At 70.9% G+C, this 19,578-nt stretch carries 16 protein-coding genes; 13 read left to right on the top strand and 3 right to left on the bottom strand.

Annotation, left to right across the window (positions count from 1 at the left end):
- The first annotated feature begins 201 nt into the window (after positions 1-201).
- The 4 genes from A3CE_RS0105370 to A3CE_RS0105355 are packed head-to-tail and all read left to right on the top strand — an operon-like array spanning position 202 to position 4,333.
- On the top strand, positions 202-1,203 hold the full coding sequence (locus A3CE_RS0105370) for an aldo/keto reductase family protein (RefSeq protein WP_026468171.1): 1,002 nt from the start codon (positions 202-204) through the stop codon (positions 1,201-1,203).
- A gap of 19 nt (positions 1,204-1,222) precedes the next feature.
- A complete protein-coding gene (locus A3CE_RS0105365; RefSeq protein ID WP_020639039.1) occupies positions 1,223-2,278 on the top strand; it encodes a fatty acid desaturase family protein in 1,056 nt (351 codons plus the stop codon).
- The gene (locus A3CE_RS0105360) at positions 2,265-3,602 is read left to right on the top strand and encodes an O-acetylhomoserine aminocarboxypropyltransferase/cysteine synthase family protein (RefSeq protein WP_020639038.1); all 1,338 of its coding nucleotides are present in this window, start codon (positions 2,265-2,267) and stop codon (positions 3,600-3,602) included. The genes A3CE_RS0105365 and A3CE_RS0105360 overlap by 14 nt, the downstream gene beginning before the upstream one ends.
- Positions 3,599-4,333 carry a gamma-glutamyl-gamma-aminobutyrate hydrolase family protein gene (locus tag A3CE_RS0105355; protein WP_020639037.1) on the top strand — a complete coding sequence of 245 codons (735 nt, stop codon included), beginning with the start codon at positions 3,599-3,601 and terminating at the stop codon, positions 4,331-4,333. Before A3CE_RS0105360 ends, A3CE_RS0105355 begins: the two co-directional genes overlap by 4 nt.
- 7 nt (positions 4,334-4,340) lie before the next feature.
- Here the strand turns inward: A3CE_RS0105355 and yczE are convergent, their stop codons facing one another.
- Both yczE and A3CE_RS50225 read right to left on the bottom strand, forming a co-directional pair.
- Complete coding sequence (gene yczE, locus A3CE_RS0105350; RefSeq protein ID WP_020639036.1) at positions 4,341-4,955, bottom strand: membrane protein YczE; 615 nt, start codon at positions 4,953-4,955, stop codon at positions 4,341-4,343.
- 109 nt (positions 4,956-5,064) lie between these two features.
- Complete coding sequence (locus tag A3CE_RS50225; protein WP_020639035.1) at positions 5,065-7,911, bottom strand: helix-turn-helix transcriptional regulator; 2,847 nt, start codon at positions 7,909-7,911, stop codon at positions 5,065-5,067.
- A 132-nt stretch (positions 7,912-8,043) separates the two neighbouring features.
- On the opposite strand from A3CE_RS50225, the gene A3CE_RS58350 reads away from it, so the two are divergent.
- A complete protein-coding gene (locus A3CE_RS58350; protein ID WP_020639034.1) occupies positions 8,044-8,868 on the top strand; it encodes an AAA family ATPase in 825 nt (274 codons plus the stop codon).
- On the opposite strand, the gene A3CE_RS0105335 is transcribed toward A3CE_RS58350, so the two are convergent.
- Positions 8,858-9,427 (bottom strand): RICIN domain-containing protein, encoded by a 570-nt coding sequence (locus A3CE_RS0105335; protein WP_084641297.1) that lies wholly within the window; start codon positions 9,425-9,427, stop codon positions 8,858-8,860. The two genes, A3CE_RS58350 and A3CE_RS0105335, sit on opposite strands and share 11 nt — an antisense overlap.
- A gap of 237 nt (positions 9,428-9,664) precedes the next feature.
- Between A3CE_RS0105335 and A3CE_RS0105330 the strand changes: the two genes are divergently transcribed.
- From A3CE_RS0105330 to A3CE_RS0105295, 8 genes are all read left to right on the top strand, one after another.
- Positions 9,665-10,222, top strand: a complete 558-nt coding sequence (locus A3CE_RS0105330) for a YbaB/EbfC family nucleoid-associated protein (protein ID WP_245589434.1) — start codon at positions 9,665-9,667, stop codon at positions 10,220-10,222.
- Positions 10,223-10,237: 15 nt separating this feature from the next.
- Entirely contained in the window at positions 10,238-10,573 is a 336-nt protein-coding gene (locus A3CE_RS0105325) for a hypothetical protein (protein ID WP_020639031.1), read from the top strand.
- Complete coding sequence (locus A3CE_RS0105320; protein ID WP_026468170.1) at positions 10,570-11,871, top strand: WXG100 family type VII secretion target; 1,302 nt, start codon at positions 10,570-10,572, stop codon at positions 11,869-11,871. Before A3CE_RS0105325 ends, A3CE_RS0105320 begins: the two co-directional genes overlap by 4 nt.
- Positions 11,872-12,062: 191 nt before the next feature.
- Positions 12,063-12,839: a polysaccharide deacetylase family protein gene (locus tag A3CE_RS0105315; RefSeq protein WP_020639030.1), complete on the top strand. Its 777-nt coding sequence runs from the start codon at positions 12,063-12,065 to the stop codon at positions 12,837-12,839.
- Positions 12,836-14,023, top strand: coding sequence for a YncE family protein (locus A3CE_RS0105310; protein WP_020639029.1), 1,188 nt, complete (start codon positions 12,836-12,838; stop codon positions 14,021-14,023). Before A3CE_RS0105315 ends, A3CE_RS0105310 begins: the two co-directional genes overlap by 4 nt.
- Before the next feature lie 95 nt (positions 14,024-14,118).
- Positions 14,119-15,708, top strand: coding sequence for a glycoside hydrolase family 43 protein (locus A3CE_RS0105305; RefSeq protein ID WP_026468169.1), 1,590 nt, complete (start codon positions 14,119-14,121; stop codon positions 15,706-15,708).
- An 11-nt stretch (positions 15,709-15,719) separates the two neighbouring features.
- Positions 15,720-16,967, top strand: coding sequence for a CE1 family esterase (locus tag A3CE_RS0105300; protein ID WP_211231810.1), 1,248 nt, complete (start codon positions 15,720-15,722; stop codon positions 16,965-16,967).
- Positions 16,968-17,120: 153 nt separating this feature from the next.
- Positions 17,121-19,415 carry a beta-L-arabinofuranosidase domain-containing protein gene (locus A3CE_RS0105295; protein WP_020639026.1) on the top strand — a complete coding sequence of 765 codons (2,295 nt, stop codon included), beginning with the start codon at positions 17,121-17,123 and terminating at the stop codon, positions 19,413-19,415.
- The last annotated feature ends 163 nt before the right edge of the window (positions 19,416-19,578 follow it).

The raw sequence follows: 19,578 nt of genomic DNA, 5'->3' as shown, positions 1-19,578 counted from the left end.
TTCCAGCCGCGGCGACTCCGCGGCGATTCCGGTGATTCCCCCGACAGATGCCCCACGCTGCCATCGGGAAATCGCCGGGGCAAGGCGGAGAACAGCCCGGCTGATGGCCTCATAAAGATTTTCTATGACCGCATCGGCGGCACCTTGTTCCCCGGTTCTAAACGTTGACTGTGCCGGAAATTCCTTGGAGTGTCGTAAGGCATGGAACATCGTCGACTGGGCCGCAGCGGCCTCTCAGTGAGCAAGATTTCCTACGGCAACTGGATCACCCACGGGTCCCAGGTGGCCGAGGAACAAGCCAGGAAATGCGTGGAAGCGGCACTCGACGCCGGGATCACCACGTTCGACACCGCCGACATGTACGCCAACACCCGGGCCGAGGAGGTGCTGGGGCGCGCGCTGTCGGGTCACCGCCGGGAGAGCCTGGAGATCTGCACCAAGGTGTACTGGCCGACCGGCCCCGGCGGCCCCAACGACCAGGGCCTCGGCCGCAAGCACATCATGGAGTCCGCGCACGGCTCCCTGCGCCGGCTCGGGACCGACTACCTCGACCTCTACCAGGCCCACCAGTTCGACCCCACGGTCGAGCTGGAGGAGACCATGCTGGCCTTCGCCGACCTGGTGCGGCAGGGCAAGATCCTCTACGTCGGCGTCTCGGAGTGGACCGCCGAGCAGATCACCCGCGCCGCCGCACTGGCCCGCGAGCTGCGCGTCCCGCTGATCGCCAGCCAGACGCAGTACTCGATGCTGTGGCGGGTCATCGAGGCCCAGGTCGTGCCGGCCTGCGAGCGCGAGGGCATGGGCCAGCTCGTCTGGTCGCCGGTGGCCCAGGGCGTGCTCACCGGCAAGTACCTGCCCGGCGAGCAGCCCCCGGCCGGCTCCCGCGCCACCGACGGCGAGGGCAGCGGCTACATGGTCCGCTGGCTGCAGGACGACGTGCTGCGCAAGGTGCAGGAGCTGCGCCCGATCGCCGGCCAGCTCGGCCTGACCATGGCGCAGCTGGCCATCGCCTGGGTGCTGCAGAACCCCAACGTCGCCACCGCGATCACCGGCGCTTCGCGCCCCGAGCAGGTCTCCGACAACGTCAAGGCCGCCGACGTCGTGCTCGACTCCGCCGTCATGACCAAGATCGACGAGCTGCTCGACGGCGTCAGCCGCTTCGACCCGACGTTCATCGGCGTGCCGCTGACCGCCCTCGTCTGACCTCGACCCAGGGAGAACCGTGTCGGACACCGAGTGGGCCTACGACGGGAAGCGCTACCGGACGCACCGCTTCCCCACGGAAGTGCGGGCCCGGATGAAACGCCTCAACCGCAGCGACAACTGGCACGCCGGGCTCGCGTGGCTGGAGGACGTCGCCTGGATCGCGGCCTGCGTGTGGTTGTGCGTCGCCGTTTCGTGGTGGTGCTACCCGCTCGCGGTGCTGGTCATCGGCGCCCGGCAGCGGGGGCTGTCCACGATCCTGCACGACTGCGCCCACGGCGTCGGCGCGGCCGACCACCGGGTGCGGATGCTGCTCGGCACCGTGCTCACGGCGTACCCGATCTTCCAGCAGCACTACGCGTACAAGATCTCGCACGTGTTCACCCACCACCCGCGGCTGGGCGACCCGGACCGCGACCCGGACCTGCGGTTCTTCATCGAACAGGGTGCCTACCGGGCCGCCTCGCCGCGGGCGTACGTCCGCCGGGTGGTGCTGATGCCGCTGTTCGGCACCCAGACCTGGGCCTACCTGAAGTACCTGGTGCGCAACCGGTACCGGGTGCTGCGCGAAGGCCGCAGCCAGGAGGCACCCGCGGTCCACGGCCCCAGGCGGGCGTTCGACCGCGCGGGGTTCTGGGTGTTCTGGGCCGCCGTCGCCGGCGTGTGCTGGTCGCAGGGGTGGACGGCCGAACTGCTGCTGTTCTGGTTCGTGCCCTACCTGACGAGCTTCCAGATCCTGGGCTGGTACATCGAGCTGTCCGAGCACACCCCGCTCGTCCGGGACGCCCGGGTGGACCTGCACATGACGCGCAACCGCAAGAGCCGCGGCTGGGAGAAGTTCCTCACCGGCATCCACAACGACAACTACCACCTGGAACACCACCTGGACCCGCGCACACCGTTCTGGAACCTCGGCAAGGCGAGGCGGGTGCGGCTGGCCGATCCGGACTACGCCGCGGTCGACGCCGTGCTGGGCGGGCTGTTCACCCGGGGGCCGCAGGGCCAGCCCAGCGCGGTCGGCGCGATCGTCACCTCCATGTCCGAACCGAAGGAGCACGCCCATGCCGGTCGGTGACAGGCCCGCCAGCGAGCCGAAGAAATACCGGCGGCCGGAGTCGGCGGTGATGCACGCGGGGGCCGAGCTGCGCACCGGCCCGACCGCTCCGGTGGTCACCCCGATCTACCAGACCGCGGCCTACGAGCTGCCGGACACCGGCGCCGCCGCGGGGATCTTCGACCTCAGCGAGGACGGGCACGCCTACACCCGCCTCAACAACCCCACCTGCGACGTCCTGGAAGCGCGGATCGCCGCGGTCGACGGCGCGCCCGCGGCGCTGGCCGTCTCCTCCGGCCAGGCCGCGACCACCGTGGCACTGCTCAACCTGTGCCAGGCCGGGGACAACATCGTCAGCTCCGACGAGCTCTACGGCGGCACGTGGAACCTGCTGGCCAACACTTTCGCCCGGTTCGGGATCGAGACGCGGTTCGTCAGCCCGGAGAAACCGGCGAACTTCGCCGCCGCCACCGACGACCGCACCCGCTGCTACTTCGGCGAAACCCTGCCCAACCCCAAGCTGCGCATCTTCCCCATCGAAGACGTCGCCGGGCTCGCGCGGGAGGCCGGAGTGCCGCTGGTGCTGGACAACACGCTGCTCCCGATGGTCTGCCGCCCCCTGGAGTTCGGCGCGGACATCCTGGTGTACTCGGCGACGAAGTACATCGGCGGGCACGGCAGCGCTCTGGGCGGGCTCATCGTGGACGCGGGCACCTTCGACTGGACCCGCCACGCCGCGCGGCACCCGCTGCTCACCGAACCCGACCCCGCGCACGGCGGCGTCGTGTGGACCGAGGCCGGCGGCGGGCTCGACAGCGCGCTGGGGCGCAGCCCTTACCTGCTCAAGGCGCGGGAAACGCTCGTGCGCGACCTCGGGACGTGCCTGAGCCCGTTCAACGCCTTCCTGCTCATCCAGGGCATCGAGACGCTGCCGCTGCGGATGCGCGCGCACGGGGAGAACGCGGCCGCGGTCGCGCGGTTCCTCGCCGCGCACCCGTCGGTGGCGTCGGTCAGCCACCCGAGCCTGGCCGACGGCGAGCAGGAGGAGCTGCTGCGGCGCTACCTCGGCGGCAACGGCGGCCCGCTGGTGCAGTTCGAGCTCACCGGCGGGCAGGAGGCGGGCAGCCGGTTCATCGAAGCCCTCCGCCTGTTCTCGCACGTCACCAACATCGGCGACGTCCGGTCGCTGGCCACGCACCCGGCGTCCACCACGCACGCCCAGCTGCCGGTCGCCGACCAGCTCGCGGCGGGCGTGACCCCGGGCTCGGTCCGGCTGTCGCTGGGCCTGGAACACCCGGACGACCTGCTCGAAGACCTCGCCCAAGCGCTGGAGCGTGCCCGGTGACCCGGCCGCTGGTCGCACTGGCCGCGTCGGCCGAACCGGTCGACGAGGTGTCGCACGTCGCGGTGCGCGAGGTCTACGTCCGGGCCCTGGAACGGGTTTCCGGCTGCGCGGTGGCCGTCGTCGGCGGCCCCGCGCCGTACCTGGCGGAACTGCTCGGCCGGTTCGACGGCATCGTGTTCGGCGGTCACCAGACCGACGTGCAGCCCGCCCGCTACGGCGGTCCGCCCCGGCTCGCGCCGGCGGACCCGGCCCGCGACGAACTCGCGCTGCGGGTGCTGCCCGCCGCGGTGCGGGCGAGGCTGCCGGTGCTGGGCATCTGCCGGGGGCTGCAGGAGCTCAACGTCGCCTTCGGCGGCACCCTGCGCGACCTGCCCCACGGCAACCACCGCGAGGACCTTTCGCAGCCCAGGGACCGGCAGTACCTGCCCGCCCACGAGGTCCGCCTCCGCGACGGCGGGGTGCTGCGGCGGCTGCTGGGCACCTCGGTCGTCTCGGTCAACTCGCTGCACCACCAGGCCATCGACCGCCTCGCGCCGGACCTGCGCGTGGAAGCGGTGTCCGCCGACGGCGTCGTCGAGGCCGCGTCGGCGAGGGCGGACTCGTTCTGCCTTGCCGTGCAATGGCATCCGGAGTGGTACGCGGGCGCGGACCCGGTCTCCACCGCGCTGTTCCGCGAGTTCGGTGCCGCGGCTCGTCTCGCTGCCGGTCGTCACCTGGCGGCAGCCGGCTGAGCCGCCCTCACTTTTCCCGGTGGCGTTCCATGTCGAGCAGCGGCATGAAGAGGTGGGCCAGTGGCCCGATCGCGCAGGCGTACAGCGCGGTCCCGATGCCCAGGGTGGCGCCGAGCAGGAAGCCCATCACCAGCACCGCGATCTCGATGCCCCAGCGCACCGCCCAGATCGGGTGGCCGCGCTCGGCGAGCCCGGTCATCAGCCCGTCCCGCGGTCCCGCGCCGGCCCGGGCGCCGAGGTAGCAGCCGGTGGCGAACCCGTTGAGCACGATGCCCGCGACCAGCACGGCCCAGCGCAGCCACAGCTGCCCGAACGGCGGCAGCAGCGCCAGGGTGACGTCCATCGCGGTGCCGACGAGCAGGACGTTGCACAGCGTGCCCACGCCCGGCTTCTGCCGCAGCGGGATCCACAGCAGCAGCACCGCGGCGCCGATCAGGTTGGTCCAGAGACCGATGCTAAGCCCGGCCGTGCGGGTCAGCCCCTGGGCGAGCGCGTCCCACGGCTCCACGCCCAGCCCGGCCGCCACCACCATCGCGTCGCTGATCCCGTAGAGCACCAGCCCGGAAAGCAGCTGCGCCACCCGCCGGACCGGCCGGCTTCGCAGGCCGGTAGCCGTGTTCACGAAGACACCACCGTCCGGGCTCCCCTTTCCCGCCGGGTGATCCGCCGGCCGACACACTTCGGGTACCCCGTCGTCGCCCCGGCGACACAGGCACCGGCGAGCGTCCGGCTCAGCGGTCCTCCGGTTCGGCCGGCAGGCGGCTCGCTATCCCGCCGCGCCGCGATACGCCGAGCTTGGTCAGGAGCCGCCCGACGTGGACGGCGACCGTTTTCGGGCTGACGTAAAGGGCTTCGCCGATCTGGCTGTTCGTCAGCCCCTGCGCGACCAGCTCCGCGACTTGCCTCTCGCGGGCGGTGAGCGTGTCGTCTGCCCCGGACTCGGTGCGGCGACGCGGCTGCCGGGCGTTCACCCGCCGCTGCGTGCGCAGGGCCTGTTCCGCCTGCCGGGGCGCTCCGCATGCTTCGAACAGGGCACACGCCTCGCCGAAGTGCTCGCGAGCGCGGTTCACGTCCGCGACCGCCCCGAACGCGGTCCCGGCGACGACGTGTGCCCGGCCCGCCCGCACGCGGTCACCCGCCCCGCGCAACAACTCGACGGCTCGCACCGCGGCGTCCGCCGCGCCGTGGGGATCGGTCAGCGCGTGAGCTCGGGCGAGGTGGGCCAGGCCGGTGCGGCGAGGCAACCCGGCGGCCTGGGCGAAAGCCCGGCCGGCCCACTCTTCGGCTTCCTTCGCGTGGCCCAGCGACGCTTCGGCGGCCGCGAGGGTTTCGTACCAGTTGCCCCGCTCGAGCGGGTAGACCTGCCACAGGTCCGGCCCGCCACCCCCGCTCACCATCAGCTCCACGCACGTGGCCGCGTCACCGGCGAGGAAACAGGCGGCGCCGAGCGTGCCCGAGACCAGGCCGATCTCGGGAAGCTTCGCCTCCTCGGCGAGCGCGAGCGCTTCCTTGCCCAGGCGGACCGCCGCCTCCGCGTCGCCGAGGGTCATCGCCAGCATGCACTGGCTCCGCAACGCGAAGCTGCGCAGCGCGGGGCTGCCGGTCAGATGCGCCGAATCGCGTTCGTCGGTGAGGTGGCCGGCGGCACGGTCCAGGTTGCCCAGGACGAGATCGACCCCGCCGAGCATCGAGTACAGGTGCGTCACCACGTGGCTCTGCCCGGCCGCCCGCACGATCCGCAGTGCCCTCGTCAGGTGCCGGACGGCGTCGTCGAGCCGTTCGTGACACAGCTCGGCCGAGCCGAGCAGGGCGATCGTTTCGACCGCCGGAGCCAGGTCGGCGTCCCGCGCGGCATCGACGAGCATCGCCGACTCGTCCAGCCAGGCCACGGTCCGCTCGTCCACCTGGCCCAGCACATGGCTGTGCAAGGCGCACATGGCGAGCGCACTGGCCACCGGAGGACGGCCGGGATGCCGCCTCGCCGTCTCCAGCGCCTCGGCCGGCCAGTCGCGGCGGTGCTCCCGGTCGGCCCTGAGCACGACGCCGTTCGCCAAGCCGAGCTTGAGGTCCAGCGCGGCCTGGCCGTGCTGGTCGGCCAGCGTCGCCAGCTCGGCCAGCAGCTGCGCGCGGGCCTCGACGTGCCGGCCCATCAGCCGTTCGATCAACGCGCCGAAGGCGGCGATCTGTGCGTGCTGTTCGGTCAGCTCGGCCGGGAGCAGCCGCCGGAGTTCGTGGAGCGTGGCCCGGCTTTCCTGGAACTGCCCGGTCAGCCCGTAGGCCTGAGCCCGCATCACCAGCAGCTCGAGCCGGCCCGGATCCAGCCGCAGCGCGGCCTGCAGCCAGTGCACGGCGGCCGCGGGCGCCCGGTGCAGGGCGGCCGCGGCCGCCTCCCGCAGCACTTCGACGGCCGCCGCGTCGCCCGGCGCGGCCGACCGCTCGACGTGGTGCGCCAGTTCCGTGGCCGGCCAGCCGCCTTCGCGCAGCATGGCCGCCGCCCGGGCGTGGGCGGCCACCCGCCAGCCGGCGCCCGCGGCGTCGTAGGTGACCCGGCGGACCAGCGGGTGCCGGAACTGGAACCGGCCACCCGGCGCGGTCACGCGGAGGAGGTCCCGCCGGACGAGATCGTCCAGCACGGGAAGCACTTCGGGGAGCTCCGCACCGGCGGTCTTCGCGATCAGGCCGGCGGCGACGTCGTCACCCGCGACGGCGGCGGCCCGGACCACCACCAGCTGCTCGGGTGACAGGGCGTGCAGCTCGGCGAGAAGCGCCGCTTGCACGGGTTCCGGGATCTCGGCCGGCGCCGCGCCTTCGACGTCTCCCACGTCAGCACTGGCGTAGGGACCTGCCAAAGCCTGGACGTAGAACGGATTTCCTCCGCTGGCCGCGTACAGCGCCTGCTTGCGCGCCGCGTCGCCATGTACCGGCAGGAGTTCGTCCACCTCGGCCGGTGTCAGCGGTGCCAGCTCGATCCGGAGGACGTCGCCGTGCTGCGCCAGCGCGCGGCGCAGGAGGCTCGGGGCCTGCCGGGGCCGATGTGCCACGGCCAGCAGCACCCGGCCCTCCGGCGGCCGTCGGAGCAGGTGGTCCACGACCTCGGCGGTGCCTTCGTCGGCCCAGTGCAGGTCGTCGAGGATCACCACGAGCCCGGTGGGCGCCGCCAGCGTTTCCAGCAGCCCTCGCACCGCGCGGTGCACGCGATACCGTTCGGCGGGCGAGGTTTCCAGCGGTTCGGCTTCGGTGGACAACGCCGGGAACGTGGTCCGCAGCAGGCCGGCCTCACCGGGACCCAGCGCCGCGAGCCGGCCCGGGCCGACCTCCTCCAGCGCGGCGCCGAGGACGGAGAACGGCACATGCCGCTCGGCTTCGGCCGCCCGGCCGGACAGCACGAGCCACCCGGCTCGCCGTGCGCGGACCGCCAGCTCGGCCAGCAGCCGGGTCTTTCCCATCCCGGGCTCACCGACGACCTCGGCCGTCCCGGCGACGCCGGTGGCCACGTCGGCCAGCAGCTGCTCGAGCTGACCGAGTTCCCGGTGCCGGCCCACGAACGGCGGCGGTGCCGGAAAGCCGTTGCCGCCCATCGTTCAGGACACCGCCCGTCGCGGGCGCCGTACGCACATCTGCGGATGCTATCGATTCCGGATTCCGCCACGGTGGCCGGGAGCGGACCGGGGAGTCCGCGCAGGGGGGAAACTGTGCACACTGAAGGCCTTGTGAGCCGTGAGCTCGACGACGCGGTGGTCCGCCTCGGCGAGCGTGGTCCGGGTCGCCTCGCCGCCGCCGTCATCCAGGGGGAGACCGGGACCGGGAAGACCACGCTGTGGCGGGAAGCCGTGGCGCGCGCCCGCGAGCGCGGCTACCGGGTGCTGGCCTGCCGGCCGGCCGAGCCGGAGCGCACGCTGCCCTTCGCTGGTCTCACCGACCTCTTCGACGGGATCACCGACGCGGAGTTCGGCCGGTTGCCCGGGCCGCAACGCCACGCGCTGGACGTCGCCCTGCTGCGGACGACTCCGGATGGCGCGCCGCCGGACCCGCGGGCGGTGAACGTGGCCGCGCTCGGCCTGGTTCGGTCGCTGGCCGAACGCCGTCCGGTCGTCCTGGCCGTGGACGACACGCAGTGGCTGGACCCGGCCAGCGCCGGCGTGCTCGATTACGTCGCGCGCCGCTCACTCGAGCACGCGGTCGGGCTCCTGGTCGCCGTTCGCGGCGACGGTTCCCGCGGCGCACCGATTCCGTTCGGTCTCGACCCGGACCGGTTCGCGCGGGGCACCGTGATCGAACTGGAGAAGGAGAAGCGGCGCCTGACCGGTCGTGAACACGCGGTGCTCACCCTGCTCGTCGGCGGCCTGACCGCGACCGCGATCGCCCACCGCCTCGGCACCTCGCCCCGCACCGTGCACAAGCACCTCGAGAACCTCTACCGGAAGCTGGGTGCTTCGGACCGGCTCACCGCCGTGCTGCGCGCGCAACGGCTCGGGCTCCTGCCCGGTGCCGGCGAAACCGGCACCGGGCAGCCGAACCGGCCGATCAGCCGTTGACGAGGTAGAACTCCTGGTTCGCCGAACCGGGGAAGCAGGTCCACTGCCGGAGGGTCACCCGATCGGCCGAGGAGAAGTCCGGCACGTCGACGCACCTGCCGCTGCTGCGGTTCTTGATCATGACGCTGCCGTCCGTCCCGGGCAGCAGCTGCCACTGCTGCGTGCCGGTGGCCTCGCAGAACCACTGCTGCAGGCCGACGCCGTTGTCCAGCCGGCCGTTCTGGGGCTGGATGCACTTGTGGCTGTTCTGGCCCACGATCTCGAAGTAGCCGTTGCCCAGATCGGTGAAGAGGAACTTCGCCGCGGGCGTGTTGTCGCAGTGGTACTGCTGGATCCACGCGCCCGCGCTGTCCGAGCCACCCCGGACGTTGACGCACTTGCCGCTGTTGCGGTTGTGGGCCTCGTCCCAGAAGGAAGCGAGAACACTCGTCGGTTTCTGCGCGGCCGCCGTGGTCGCCGCGGTCGCTGTGGTCGCGGCGCTCGCGGCCGAAGCCGCGCCCAGCAACGCCGGCACGGTCGCAGCCGTGAGAAGGGCGGCCATCCGCAGGCGTCTGTTCATGGTGTTCTCCCCTGAAAGCCGGAATTCGACGACGCGTTTTCGCGCCGGGGACAGCTTGTCGGCCCGTCCTGCGGCGGAGACATACGCAGAAGTACGTACGTGACGCTGGGGACCGGCGTCCTTCGGCGCCCCGCGTTCAGCTCACGGCTCCGTCCGCGTCATCCGCAGTTAAGGCAGCGCTGATTGACTTCGGCGTCACCAACTTTCTTGCGACGAGTTTCTTGCGACGAGGACGAATTGACACAGTCAGTGCCTCCCGGCGGCGATCCCGGCGATCCGTTGGCCGCGTTCACCGCCGAGCTCGAGGAAATCCAGGCCAAGGCAGCGGCGGCACAGGAACGGCTCCGGTCCGCGGTCGCGACCGTGCAGGCGCCGGACGGGGCGGTCACGGTGACCGTCGGCCCGAGCGGGGTCCTGCAGGACCTCCGGTTCGGCCCCCGCGCGTACTCGCGTCCCCCGCAAGCCCTGTCCGGCCTCGTGATGCAGCTGATCGGCCGTGCGCAGCAGAAGGTCTCGGCCGAGGTCACCGCCGCGTTCAGCGGCATGGTGGGTGAGAACTCGGCCGCCCGCGAGATGCTCGAGGAGTTCTTGCCGGCGCCCGAGCCGGACGAGGCAACGCCCGCGGAGAAAAGCGAGACGTTCATGCCGGAGCAGGAGGCCGAGGACCGCCCGCCGCGGCCGCCCTCGCCGCCGCCCCTGCGGCCGCCGGACCCCCAGCGCCCGCAGCGTGATCAGCCGCGTCGTCGTCCCCGGCCCGAGCCGGAAGAGGACGACGGCGAAAGCAACCCCTGGTAAGCGGGAGGAGAACCGGTGGTTTCCGGAGCAGGTTTCTCGGTCGACCCGGCCGAGCTGCAGAAGTTCGGCCAGTTCCTGTCGGGCACCACGCAACCGGCGGTGCAGGACGCCGCGAACCGGATGCAGGCCGCCAACGGGTTCGACAACGCCGCGTTCGGCATCCTGCTCGCGCAGGTCCTCGCCGTGCCCTCGCGGATCACCATGGGCGTGATCACGGGGGAGATCAACAAACTTGTCGGCGACATCGGCAAGTCCGCCGACGACCTGAAGAAGGCCGCCGAAACGTACGAGACCCACGACTCGAACACGGCACAGGGTTTGAGCACCTTCGAGACGGAGCTGGGCAAGTGACCGTCCCCATCACGGCATCGAACTCCACGACCGGGGCCGGCGTCTTCGACAGCTGGAAGCTGGTCGGCGACTCGATCGGCAAGGTCCAGACCGAACACGGCGGCGACCTCGCGGCCGTCAGCGTGGAGCTGGGCATCAACCTCATCAGCGCCACGCTCGACACCGTCGCGTTCGTCATGGACCCCCTCTCGAAGCTGATCGCCGCGGGGCTGGGCTGGCTGATCGAGCACGTCTCGTTCCTGAAGTGGCCGCTGGACCAGGTCGCGGGCAACCCGGCCGAGGTCACGAAGATCGCCAACGAGCTGCACAAGATCGGCGAGGGGCTGCGCAACACCGGCACCGACCTGGACAACACGCTCAAGTCGACGATCACCCAGTGGCAGGGCAAGGGCCACGACAGCTTCGTCAAGTCGATCAACGACCGGAAGGGCTGGATCGACGCGAACGCGAAGGCGTCGGACGTCGCCGGCTACATGGTCGAGACCACCGGGGCACTGATCGCCGCGGTCCGCGCGCTGCTGCGCGACATCATCACGACGATCCTCGGCGACATCATCTCCACGATGCTGATCGCCCTCGCGATGGCCGCGTTCACCTTCGGCGCGTCGATCGCCATCGGCGTCAGCAAGATCGTCGTGCAGGTCTCGATCCAGGTGGCGGCGATGGCGGCCAAGCTCGCCAAGGTCGTCGCCTACGCCGGGCGCACGCTGGCCCGGCTCACCAAGCTGTCGAAGCTGGTCAAGCCGAAGCCGGGCGGCGCGAACCCGGGCCACGAGCTGACGCACCTGCCGCCTCCGGGCGGGAACACCGTGCCCAACTTCTCGCGGCCGCTGCCGAAGCCGCCGCCGGGCACCGCGGTCACCCACGACCTGCCGGGGGGCGGCGGCGCCACGCCGAGCACGAGGCCCCCGGGTGACGGCACCACGCCGAACTTCTCCCGGCCATTGCCGAAGCCGGCCGACCCGCCGCCCCCGCCGAAGCAGCCGTCCCCGCAGTCGCACCTGAGCGAGCACGACTTCCCGATGATCAAGAAGCACGAGGACTGGCTGAAGAACAAGTTCGGGGACAGCTACAAGAAGATGAAGTTCGTCGACGACTGGCTGAAGGCCAAGCACCCGGACTACTACCCGATGCTGAAGGCCCTTTCCGACGCCAAGAGCTCGAAGAACTTCGTCGGCTGGGGCGGCAAGAGCATCGTGCAGGTCGACCGCGGTCTCACCGACATCCAGATGCAGGCGGAAGCCGCGTGGGCCGAAGAGGACAAGCAGCAGCAGCAACAGAAGCAACAGCCGCAGTAGGACCGCGCGCCCGAGGTTCGTCGAGTGCGACCCGGTGATGGTCGGCGGCTGCCCGCACCGGTCCCTGCCACAGGCTCGCTGAGAGGACGCTGAGTGCGCCTTGCGTGGGGGAGTCACGCGTGGCGGACCGGCGGGCTCTAAGGTGCCCACTGTGGACGGCGTCTCGCGCGCCGGAGGGACCGGGAGCTTTGATGCGCACGTCGTTGACCAGACGCCACTTCTTCGGCCTCGCCGCCGGAGCGTCGGCGCTGGCCGCCTGCTCGGCGCCCGGCCAGGAACCGGCGCCCGCCGTGACGTCCCCGGCGCCCGCGCGGACGAGCCCGCCGCCGTCGTCGTCGACGGCTGCGTCGACCTCCGCCGCGCCGTCGGGACCGGCCACCGAGGTGGCCCACGCCACCTCCGGGCGCCCGGAGATCGCGCTGACCTTCCACGGCGCGGGCGACCCCCGGATCACCCGGCAGGTGCTGGACCTGATCCGGCAGCACGACGCGCACATCACGGTGCTGGCCGTCGGGACCTGGCTGGCCGAGCACCCGGACGCCGCGCGGATGGTGCGCGACGGCGGGCACGAGCTGGGCAACCACACCTGGAGCCATCCCGCGCTGGCCGGGTACAAGCCGGAGCCGATGCTGGCGGAGATCCAGCGGTGCCGGGACAAGCTCGCCGAGGTGACCGGGACGCCGGGCACGTTCTTCCGCCAGTCGCAGGGGCAGCACGCGACGCCCCAGGAGCTGGTCGAGGCGGGCCGGGCCGGTTACGCGCGGGTGCTGTCCTACGACGTCGACTCGCTCGACTGGAAGGACCCGGGGCCGGCCGCGATCCGGTCCGCGGTGGCGCAGGCCCGCGCCGGCAGCGTGGTCAGCATGCACCTCGGGCACGCCGGCACGGTCGCCGCGTTGCCAGGGATCCTCACCGACCTGCGCGAACGGGGACTGACCCCGGTGACGGCCACGGAGCTGCTGAAGTGACCCGTTGGACATGGCTAGCCGTCGTCCTGCTGCTCGCCGGCTGCTCGTCGCCGCCCGCGTCCGAGCACACCGGCATGCCGGACATGCCGGGAATGCCGACGAGCGGGCTGCCGCACGAGGCCACCCCGCCCGCGCCGGCGGGCAACCCGCTGCCCGGCATGCCGCCGGTCACCGACGCCCGCAACGTCGACGCCGCCGCTGGGGCGGGGCAGCTGTTACCGGCGGTGGCCGCGGACAAGCCGCTGGTGTACGTGCCGCACAGCGGCTCCGGCGACGTCTGGGTGATCGACCCGGCCACCTTCCAGGTGGTCGCGAAGTACCCGGCGGGCAAGGAACTCCAGCACGTGGTGCCGTCCTGGGACCTGCGCACGCTCTACGCCACCGACGACCAGGCCAACCAGATCATGCCGTTCGACCCCAGGACCGGCCTGCCGGGCAAGAAGATCCCGGTCGTCGACCCGTACAACATGTACTTCTCCCCGGACGGCAAGTACGCCATCTCGGTCGCCGAGGCACGCCGCAAGCTGGTCTGGTACGACCCGCACACCTGGCAGGCGCACGACGAAACCGCCACGCCCGACTGCGGCGGCATCGACCACGCCGACTTCTCGCCCGACGGCCGGACCGCGGTGTTCACCTGCGAGTTCGCCGGCCGGGTCGCCGTCGTGGACGTCGTCTCGCACAAGCTGCTGCGCATGATCGACATGCCGCACCGCAACACCCACATGGGCCCGCAGGACATCAAGCTCGCCCCGGACGGTTCGGTGTACTACATCGCCGATTCGGACGCGAACGGCGTCTGGGTCCTCGACGGCGCGGCGACGCACGTGCTCCGCTTCATCCCGACCGGAAAAGGCGCGCACGGCCTTTACCTGTCCCGGGACGCGAAGCAGCTGTACGTGACCAATCGCCACGAAGGCAGTGTCAGCGTGCTGGACGCCTACACCGGCGCCCCGGTGACCGTCTGGCACATCCTCGGTGGCGGCAGCCCCGACATGGGCAACGTCACTGCCGACGGCACGCAGCTCTGGCTGTCCGGCCGCTACAACGGCGTCGTCTACGTGCTGTCCACCAAGGACGGCGCGCTGCTCCGGACCATCCCGGTCGGCCGCGAACCGCACGGCCTGTGCGTGTGGCCCCAGCCGGGCCGGTATTCCCTCGGCCACACCGGCATCACGCGCTGACTGAAACTTTCCCGCTTAACTCTGGACTTAACGGCATGGCTGCGCTACGCATTTGTTAGCGCTCACATGGGTCGAGGGTTGCGGGAAGGACTTTCATGGCACGCCGTCGAACGTGGATCATGGGGCTCGTCGTGGCCACCGCCGTCGCGCTCGCGGGTGGTGGTCCCGCCCAGAGCGTGTCCGCGCGGGCCGCGGCCACCTACAGCAATCCGGTGGTGTGGCAGGACTTCGCGGACGGCGACATCATCCGCGTCGGCGACACCTACTACTACTCGGCCTCCACGATGCACTATTCGCCGGGTGCGCCGGTCCTGCGCTCCTACGACCTGGTGAACTGGGAGTACGCCGGGCATTCGGTGCCCCGGCTGGACTTCGGGGCGAAGTACGACCTCAACGGCGGCCGCGGGTACGTGCGCGGGATCTGGGCGTCGTTCCTCAACTACCGGAAGAGCAACAGCACGTTCTACTGGGGCGGCTGCGTCGACTTCGCCAACACGCACATCTACACCGCCGCCGATGTCGGGGGCCAGTGGCAGAAACTGACGACGATCAACAAGTGCTACTACGACGCCGGCATGCTGGTCGACGACAACGACACGATGTACGTTTCCTACGGAAACACCACCATCAGCGTCGCGCAGCTGTCGCCGGACGGGAAGACCGAGGTCCGGTCGCAGCAGGTGTTCAGCACCCCGTCGAACGTCGGCACGCTCGAAGGCTCCCGGTTCTACAAGCGCAACGGCTTCTACTACATCTTCCTGACCCGCCCCGCGAACGGGCAGTACATCCTCAAGGCGAGCAACCCGTTCGGCCCGTACACGATGCAGCAGGTGCTGCTGAACATGCCGAGCCCGATCCCCGGCGGGGGAGTGCCGCACCAGGGCGGGCTCGTGCAGACCCAGAACGGCGACTGGTACTACATGGCCTTCGTCGACGCCTACCCGGGCGGGCGGGTCCCGGTGCTCGCGCCGATCACGTGGACCGCCGACGGCTGGCCCCGCGTGACGACGGTCAACGGCGGCTGGGGCGCGAGCTACCCGTTCCCGAACCTGCCCGCCCACCCGGTGACACCGATGACCGGCGTGGACACCTTCACCGGCCCCGCGCTCGGGCCGCAGTGGGAGTGGAACCACAACCCCGACACCAGCAAGTACACCGTCGGCAACGGGCTGCGCCTGCAGACCGCCACCGTCACGAACGACCTCTACTCGGCCCGCAACACCCTCACCCACCGCATCCAGGGACCCAGTTCGACGGCGACGGTCACGCTCGACCTGTCCGCCATGCGGGACGGCGACCGCACCGGCCTCGCCATGCTGCGGGACTCCTCAGCCTGGATCGGCATCAAGCGCGACGGCGGCCGCAACCGGGTCGTCCTGCAGAACAACATCACGATGGACGGCAACTGGAACACGAGCAACACCGGAGGTGAGGCCGCTTCGGCCGCGTTCGGCGGCACGAAGATCTGGCTGCGGGCCAACGCGGACATCCGCCCCGGCAGCGGCCGGCAGGCCACCTTCTCCTACAGCACCGACGGCGTCACCTTCACCCGGTTCGGCCCGGCGTTCACGTTGAACAACGCCTGGCAGTTCTTCATGGGCTACCGGTTCGGCGTCTTCAACTACGCCGGCCAGGCTCTGGGCGGCGCGGTCACCCTCCAGCGGTTCGATCTCTCCACCCCGTGAGGAGTCGCATGATGGCAAGGAAAATCCTGGCGGTGATCGCGGCCACCGCGCTGCTCACCCTGGGCGCCGCCGTCCCGGCCGCCGCCGCGGGTGCCGGCACCGCCGCGGCGAGCACGGGCTGCGGCAAGGCTCCGGCGTTGACGAGCGGCACGCACACGATCCAGGCCAACGGGAAGAACCGCGAATACATCCTGAGGATTCCGGACGGCTACGACGGCAGCCACCCGTACCGGCTGATCTTCGGGTTCCACTGGCTGGGCGGCAACGACGTCGACGTCGACACCGGGCGGACCGTGCAGACGGGGACCTGGGCCTACTACGGTCTCCAGCGGCTGGCGAACAACACAGCCATTTTCGTTGCGCCCCAAGGGCTCAACAACGGCTGGGCGAACTCCGGCGGTGAGGACGTGACCCTGGTCGACAACATCCTCAACCAGATCGAAAGCGGCCTCTGCGTCGACACGACACAGCGGTTCGCACTGGGCTTCAGCTACGGCGCCGCGATGAGCTACTCGCTCGCCTGTTCAAGGGCGAACGTGTTCCGCGCGGTCGCGGTCCAATCCGGCGGGGTGCTCAGCGGGTGCAGCGGCGGCACCCAGCCGATCGCGTACCTCGGCGTGCACGGTATCCGTGACAACGTCCTCAATATCTCGGGCGGCCGGTCGTTGCGGGACACGTTCGTGCGGAACAACGGCTGTACGGCCCAGAATCCGCCGGAGCCGGCGCAGGGCAGCCTGACGCACCGCGTCACCGACTACTCGGGCTGCCGGACCGGATATCCGGTCGAGTGGGCCGCGTTCGACGAAGGGCACATCGCCGCGCCGCAGGACGGGGCGACCGGGGACAGCGGTTCCCGGACCTGGGTACCGGCCCTGGTGTGGAAGTTCTTCTCGCAATTCGGCTCCGACACCCCGCCGCCGCCCCCACCGCCTCCGCCGCCCGGCGGTTGCCAGGTGCACGACGCGGTCAACGCCTGGAACACCGGCCTGACGTCGGAAATCACCATCACCAACACGAGCACCGCCGCGATCGGCGGGTGGTCGCTGGTCTTCACGCTGCCCGGCGGCCAGACCATCACGTCCGGGTGGAGCGCGAGCTACTCGCCGTCCGCCGGGCAGGTCACGGCCACGAACGTCACGTACAACGCGGCGATCCCCGCCGGCGCCTCGATCGGCATCGGCTTCCAGGCCACCCACACCGGCAACCCGGCCGCACCCACCTCGTTCAGCCTCAACGGCGCGGCCTGCACGCTCGCCTGACCGGCACCGGGGGCCCGGGGACGCAGAGGGTCCCCGGGCCCCGTTTTGCGTATCGACAAGTCGTCATGTTAGCGCTAACGTTCCACCGCGCCTTCAGCCAGTGTTGACCGAGGGAAGGAAAATCCGGTGTCCACAAGTTTCACCCGGAGACGGATGTTGCAAGCCGTCGGAGTCACCGCCATCGCTTCCGTCGCCGGACCGGCCATCGGGTGGGAGCACGCCGTGGCGGCCACCGGCCCGGTGCGCCCGGACGCCGGGGTGTCCGCCTTCGCGTTCGACCTCGGCCAGGTGCGGCTGACCGCGAGCCGGTGGCTGGACAACCAGAACCGGACACAGAGCTACCTGCGGTTCGTCGACGTCGACCGGCTGCTGTACAACTTCCGGGCCAACCACCGCCTGTCCACGAACGGCGCGGCCACGAACGGGGGCTGGGACGCGCCGGACTTCCCGTTCCGGAGCCACGTGCAGGGCCATTTCCTGACGGCATGGGCCCAGCTGTGGGCGGTCTCCGGTGACACGGCCTGCCGGGACAAGGCCACGTCCATGGTGGCCGAGCTGGCCAAGTGCCAGGCCAACAACGGCGCCGCCGGGTTCGGCGCCGGGTACCTTTCCGGCTTCCCCGAGGCGGACTTCGACAACCTCGAAGCCGGGCGCCTGTCGAACGGCAACGTGCCGTACTACTGCGTCCACAAGACGATGGCCGGCCTGCTCGACGTGTGGCGGTACGTCGGCAGCACACAGGCCCGCGACGTGCTGCTGAACCTCGCGGGGTGGGTCGACCGGCGGACCGCCCGGCTCAGCTCGAGCCAGATGCAGTCGGTGCTGAACACCGAGTTCGGCGGCATGAACGACGTGCTGGCCGACCTCTACCAGTACACCGGCGACGCGCGGTGGCTGACCGCCGCGCAGCGGTTCGACCACGCCGCCGTGTTCGACCCGCTGGCGGCGAACCGGGACCAGCTCAACGGGCTGCACGCGAACACCCAGGTGCCCAAGTGGATCGGCGCGGCCCGCGAGTACAAGGCCACGGGCACCACCCGCTACCGGGACATCGCGACCAACGCGTGGAACATCACCGTCGGCGCGCACACCTACGCCATCGGCGGCAACAGCCAGGCCGAGCACTTCCGCGCGCCCAACGCCATCGCCGCGTACCTGAACCAGGACACGTGCGAGAGCTGCAACACCTACAACATGCTCAAGCTGACCCGGGAACTGTTCACGCTGTACCCGGACCGCGCCGACCTGGCCGACTACTACGAGCGCGCCCTGCTCAACCAGATGATCGGCCAGCAGAACCCGGCCGACGGCCACGGGCACGTCACGTACTTCAGCTCGCTCAACCCGGGCGGCCGCCGTGGCCTCGGCCCGGCCTGGGGCGGCGGTACGTGGAGCACCGACTACAACTCGTTCTGGTGCTGCCAGGGGACCGGCGTGGAAACCCAGACGAAGCTGGCCGACTCGATCTACTTCTACGCGGACACGACGCTGATCGTGAACCTGTACACACCCTCGGTGCTCACCTGGACCCAGCGTGGCATCACCGTCACCCAGACGACGTCGTACCCGGCGAGCGACACCACGACGTTGACGGTCACCGGGAGCGTGAGCGGGACCTGGGCCATGCGCCTGCGCATTCCGGGCTGGACCAGCGGGGCGACCATCAGCGTCAACGGCGTCGCGCAGAACGTGACCACCACCCCCGGCAGTTACGCCACCCTGTCGCGGTCCTGGACCTCCGGCGACACGGTCACCGTCCGGCTGCCCATGAAGGTGGCCCTGCGGCCGGCCAACGACAACGCGAACGTCGCCGCGGTCGCCTACGGGCCGGTTGTTCTGGCCGGCAACTACGGCACCAGCTCCCTCAGCGCGCCGCCGGCCCTCGACCAGAGCTCGATCACGCGGACCAGCGGCAGCGCGCTGACCTTCAGCGCGAAGGCGAACGGCTCCGCGGTCAACCTGGTGCCCTTCTACGACGCGCAGGGCTTCAACTACGCGGTCTACTGGAACACCAGTGGCTCGAGCGCGACGACCAGCCACCTCGTCAACGTGGGCAGCGGGCTGCTGCTCGGGGTGGAGAACATGGCCACCGCCGACGGCGGCCGCGCGCTGCAGTGGTCGGACAACGGCACCGCCGACCACAACTGGGAAGTGATCACCGACGGGACGGCCGTCCGGTTCCGCAACGCCAACAGCGGCAAGGTGCTCGGTGTCCTGGACATGTCGACCGCGGACAACGCCCGCGTCCTGCAGTGGTCGGACAACGGCACCGCGGACCACCGGTGGACCGTCGTCGACCAGGGTGACGGCACGGTGAAGATCCGCAACGTCAACAGCGGCAAGCTGCTGACCATCGAGAACGGCTCGACCGCCGCCGGCGCGTACGCCCTCCAGGGCCCCGACAACGGCGCCGCCGCCAACCGGTGGCGCATCGTCCGCACCAGCTGATCGCAGGGTGGATCGGGGACGGCCGTCTCCGATCCACCCCCGCGCCGGTGCCGCCCGGCTCGCCGGAGGTCTTGAATGACTCATTCAAGACCTCCGAAGACATGAATGAGTCATTCAAGACACTGCGGCGGCGGCCATGTGCGCCGGCGAGTGGGCAGGCGTT

The sequence above is a fragment of the Amycolatopsis balhimycina FH 1894 genome (assembly GCF_000384295.1).
Taxonomy (GTDB): Bacteria; Actinomycetota; Actinomycetes; order Mycobacteriales; family Pseudonocardiaceae; genus Amycolatopsis; species Amycolatopsis balhimycina.
This window is presented reverse-complemented; position numbering and strand designations above follow the sequence as displayed.

Bases quoted from the DNA above. Each gene is read 5' to 3' on its own strand.
- A3CE_RS0105370 (WP_026468171.1), top strand. From the start codon at position 202: ATGGAACATCGTCGACTGGGCCGCAGCGGCCTCTCAGTGAGCAAGATT.
- A3CE_RS0105360 (WP_020639038.1), top strand. From the start codon at position 2,265: ATGCCGGTCGGTGACAGGCCCGCCAGCGAGCCGAAGAAATACCGGCGG.
- A3CE_RS50225 (WP_020639035.1), bottom strand. From the start codon at position 7,911: ATGGGCGGCAACGGCTTTCCGGCACCGCCGCCGTTCGTGGGCCGGCAC.
- A3CE_RS0105335 (WP_084641297.1), bottom strand. From the start codon at position 9,427: ATGAACAGACGCCTGCGGATGGCCGCCCTTCTCACGGCTGCGACCGTG.
- A3CE_RS0105315 (WP_020639030.1), top strand. From the start codon at position 12,063: ATGCGCACGTCGTTGACCAGACGCCACTTCTTCGGCCTCGCCGCCGGA.
- A3CE_RS0105305 (WP_026468169.1), top strand. From the start codon at position 14,119: ATGGCACGCCGTCGAACGTGGATCATGGGGCTCGTCGTGGCCACCGCC.
- A3CE_RS0105300 (WP_211231810.1), top strand. From the start codon at position 15,720: ATGGCAAGGAAAATCCTGGCGGTGATCGCGGCCACCGCGCTGCTCACC.
- A3CE_RS0105295 (WP_020639026.1), top strand. From the start codon at position 17,121: ATGTTGCAAGCCGTCGGAGTCACCGCCATCGCTTCCGTCGCCGGACCG.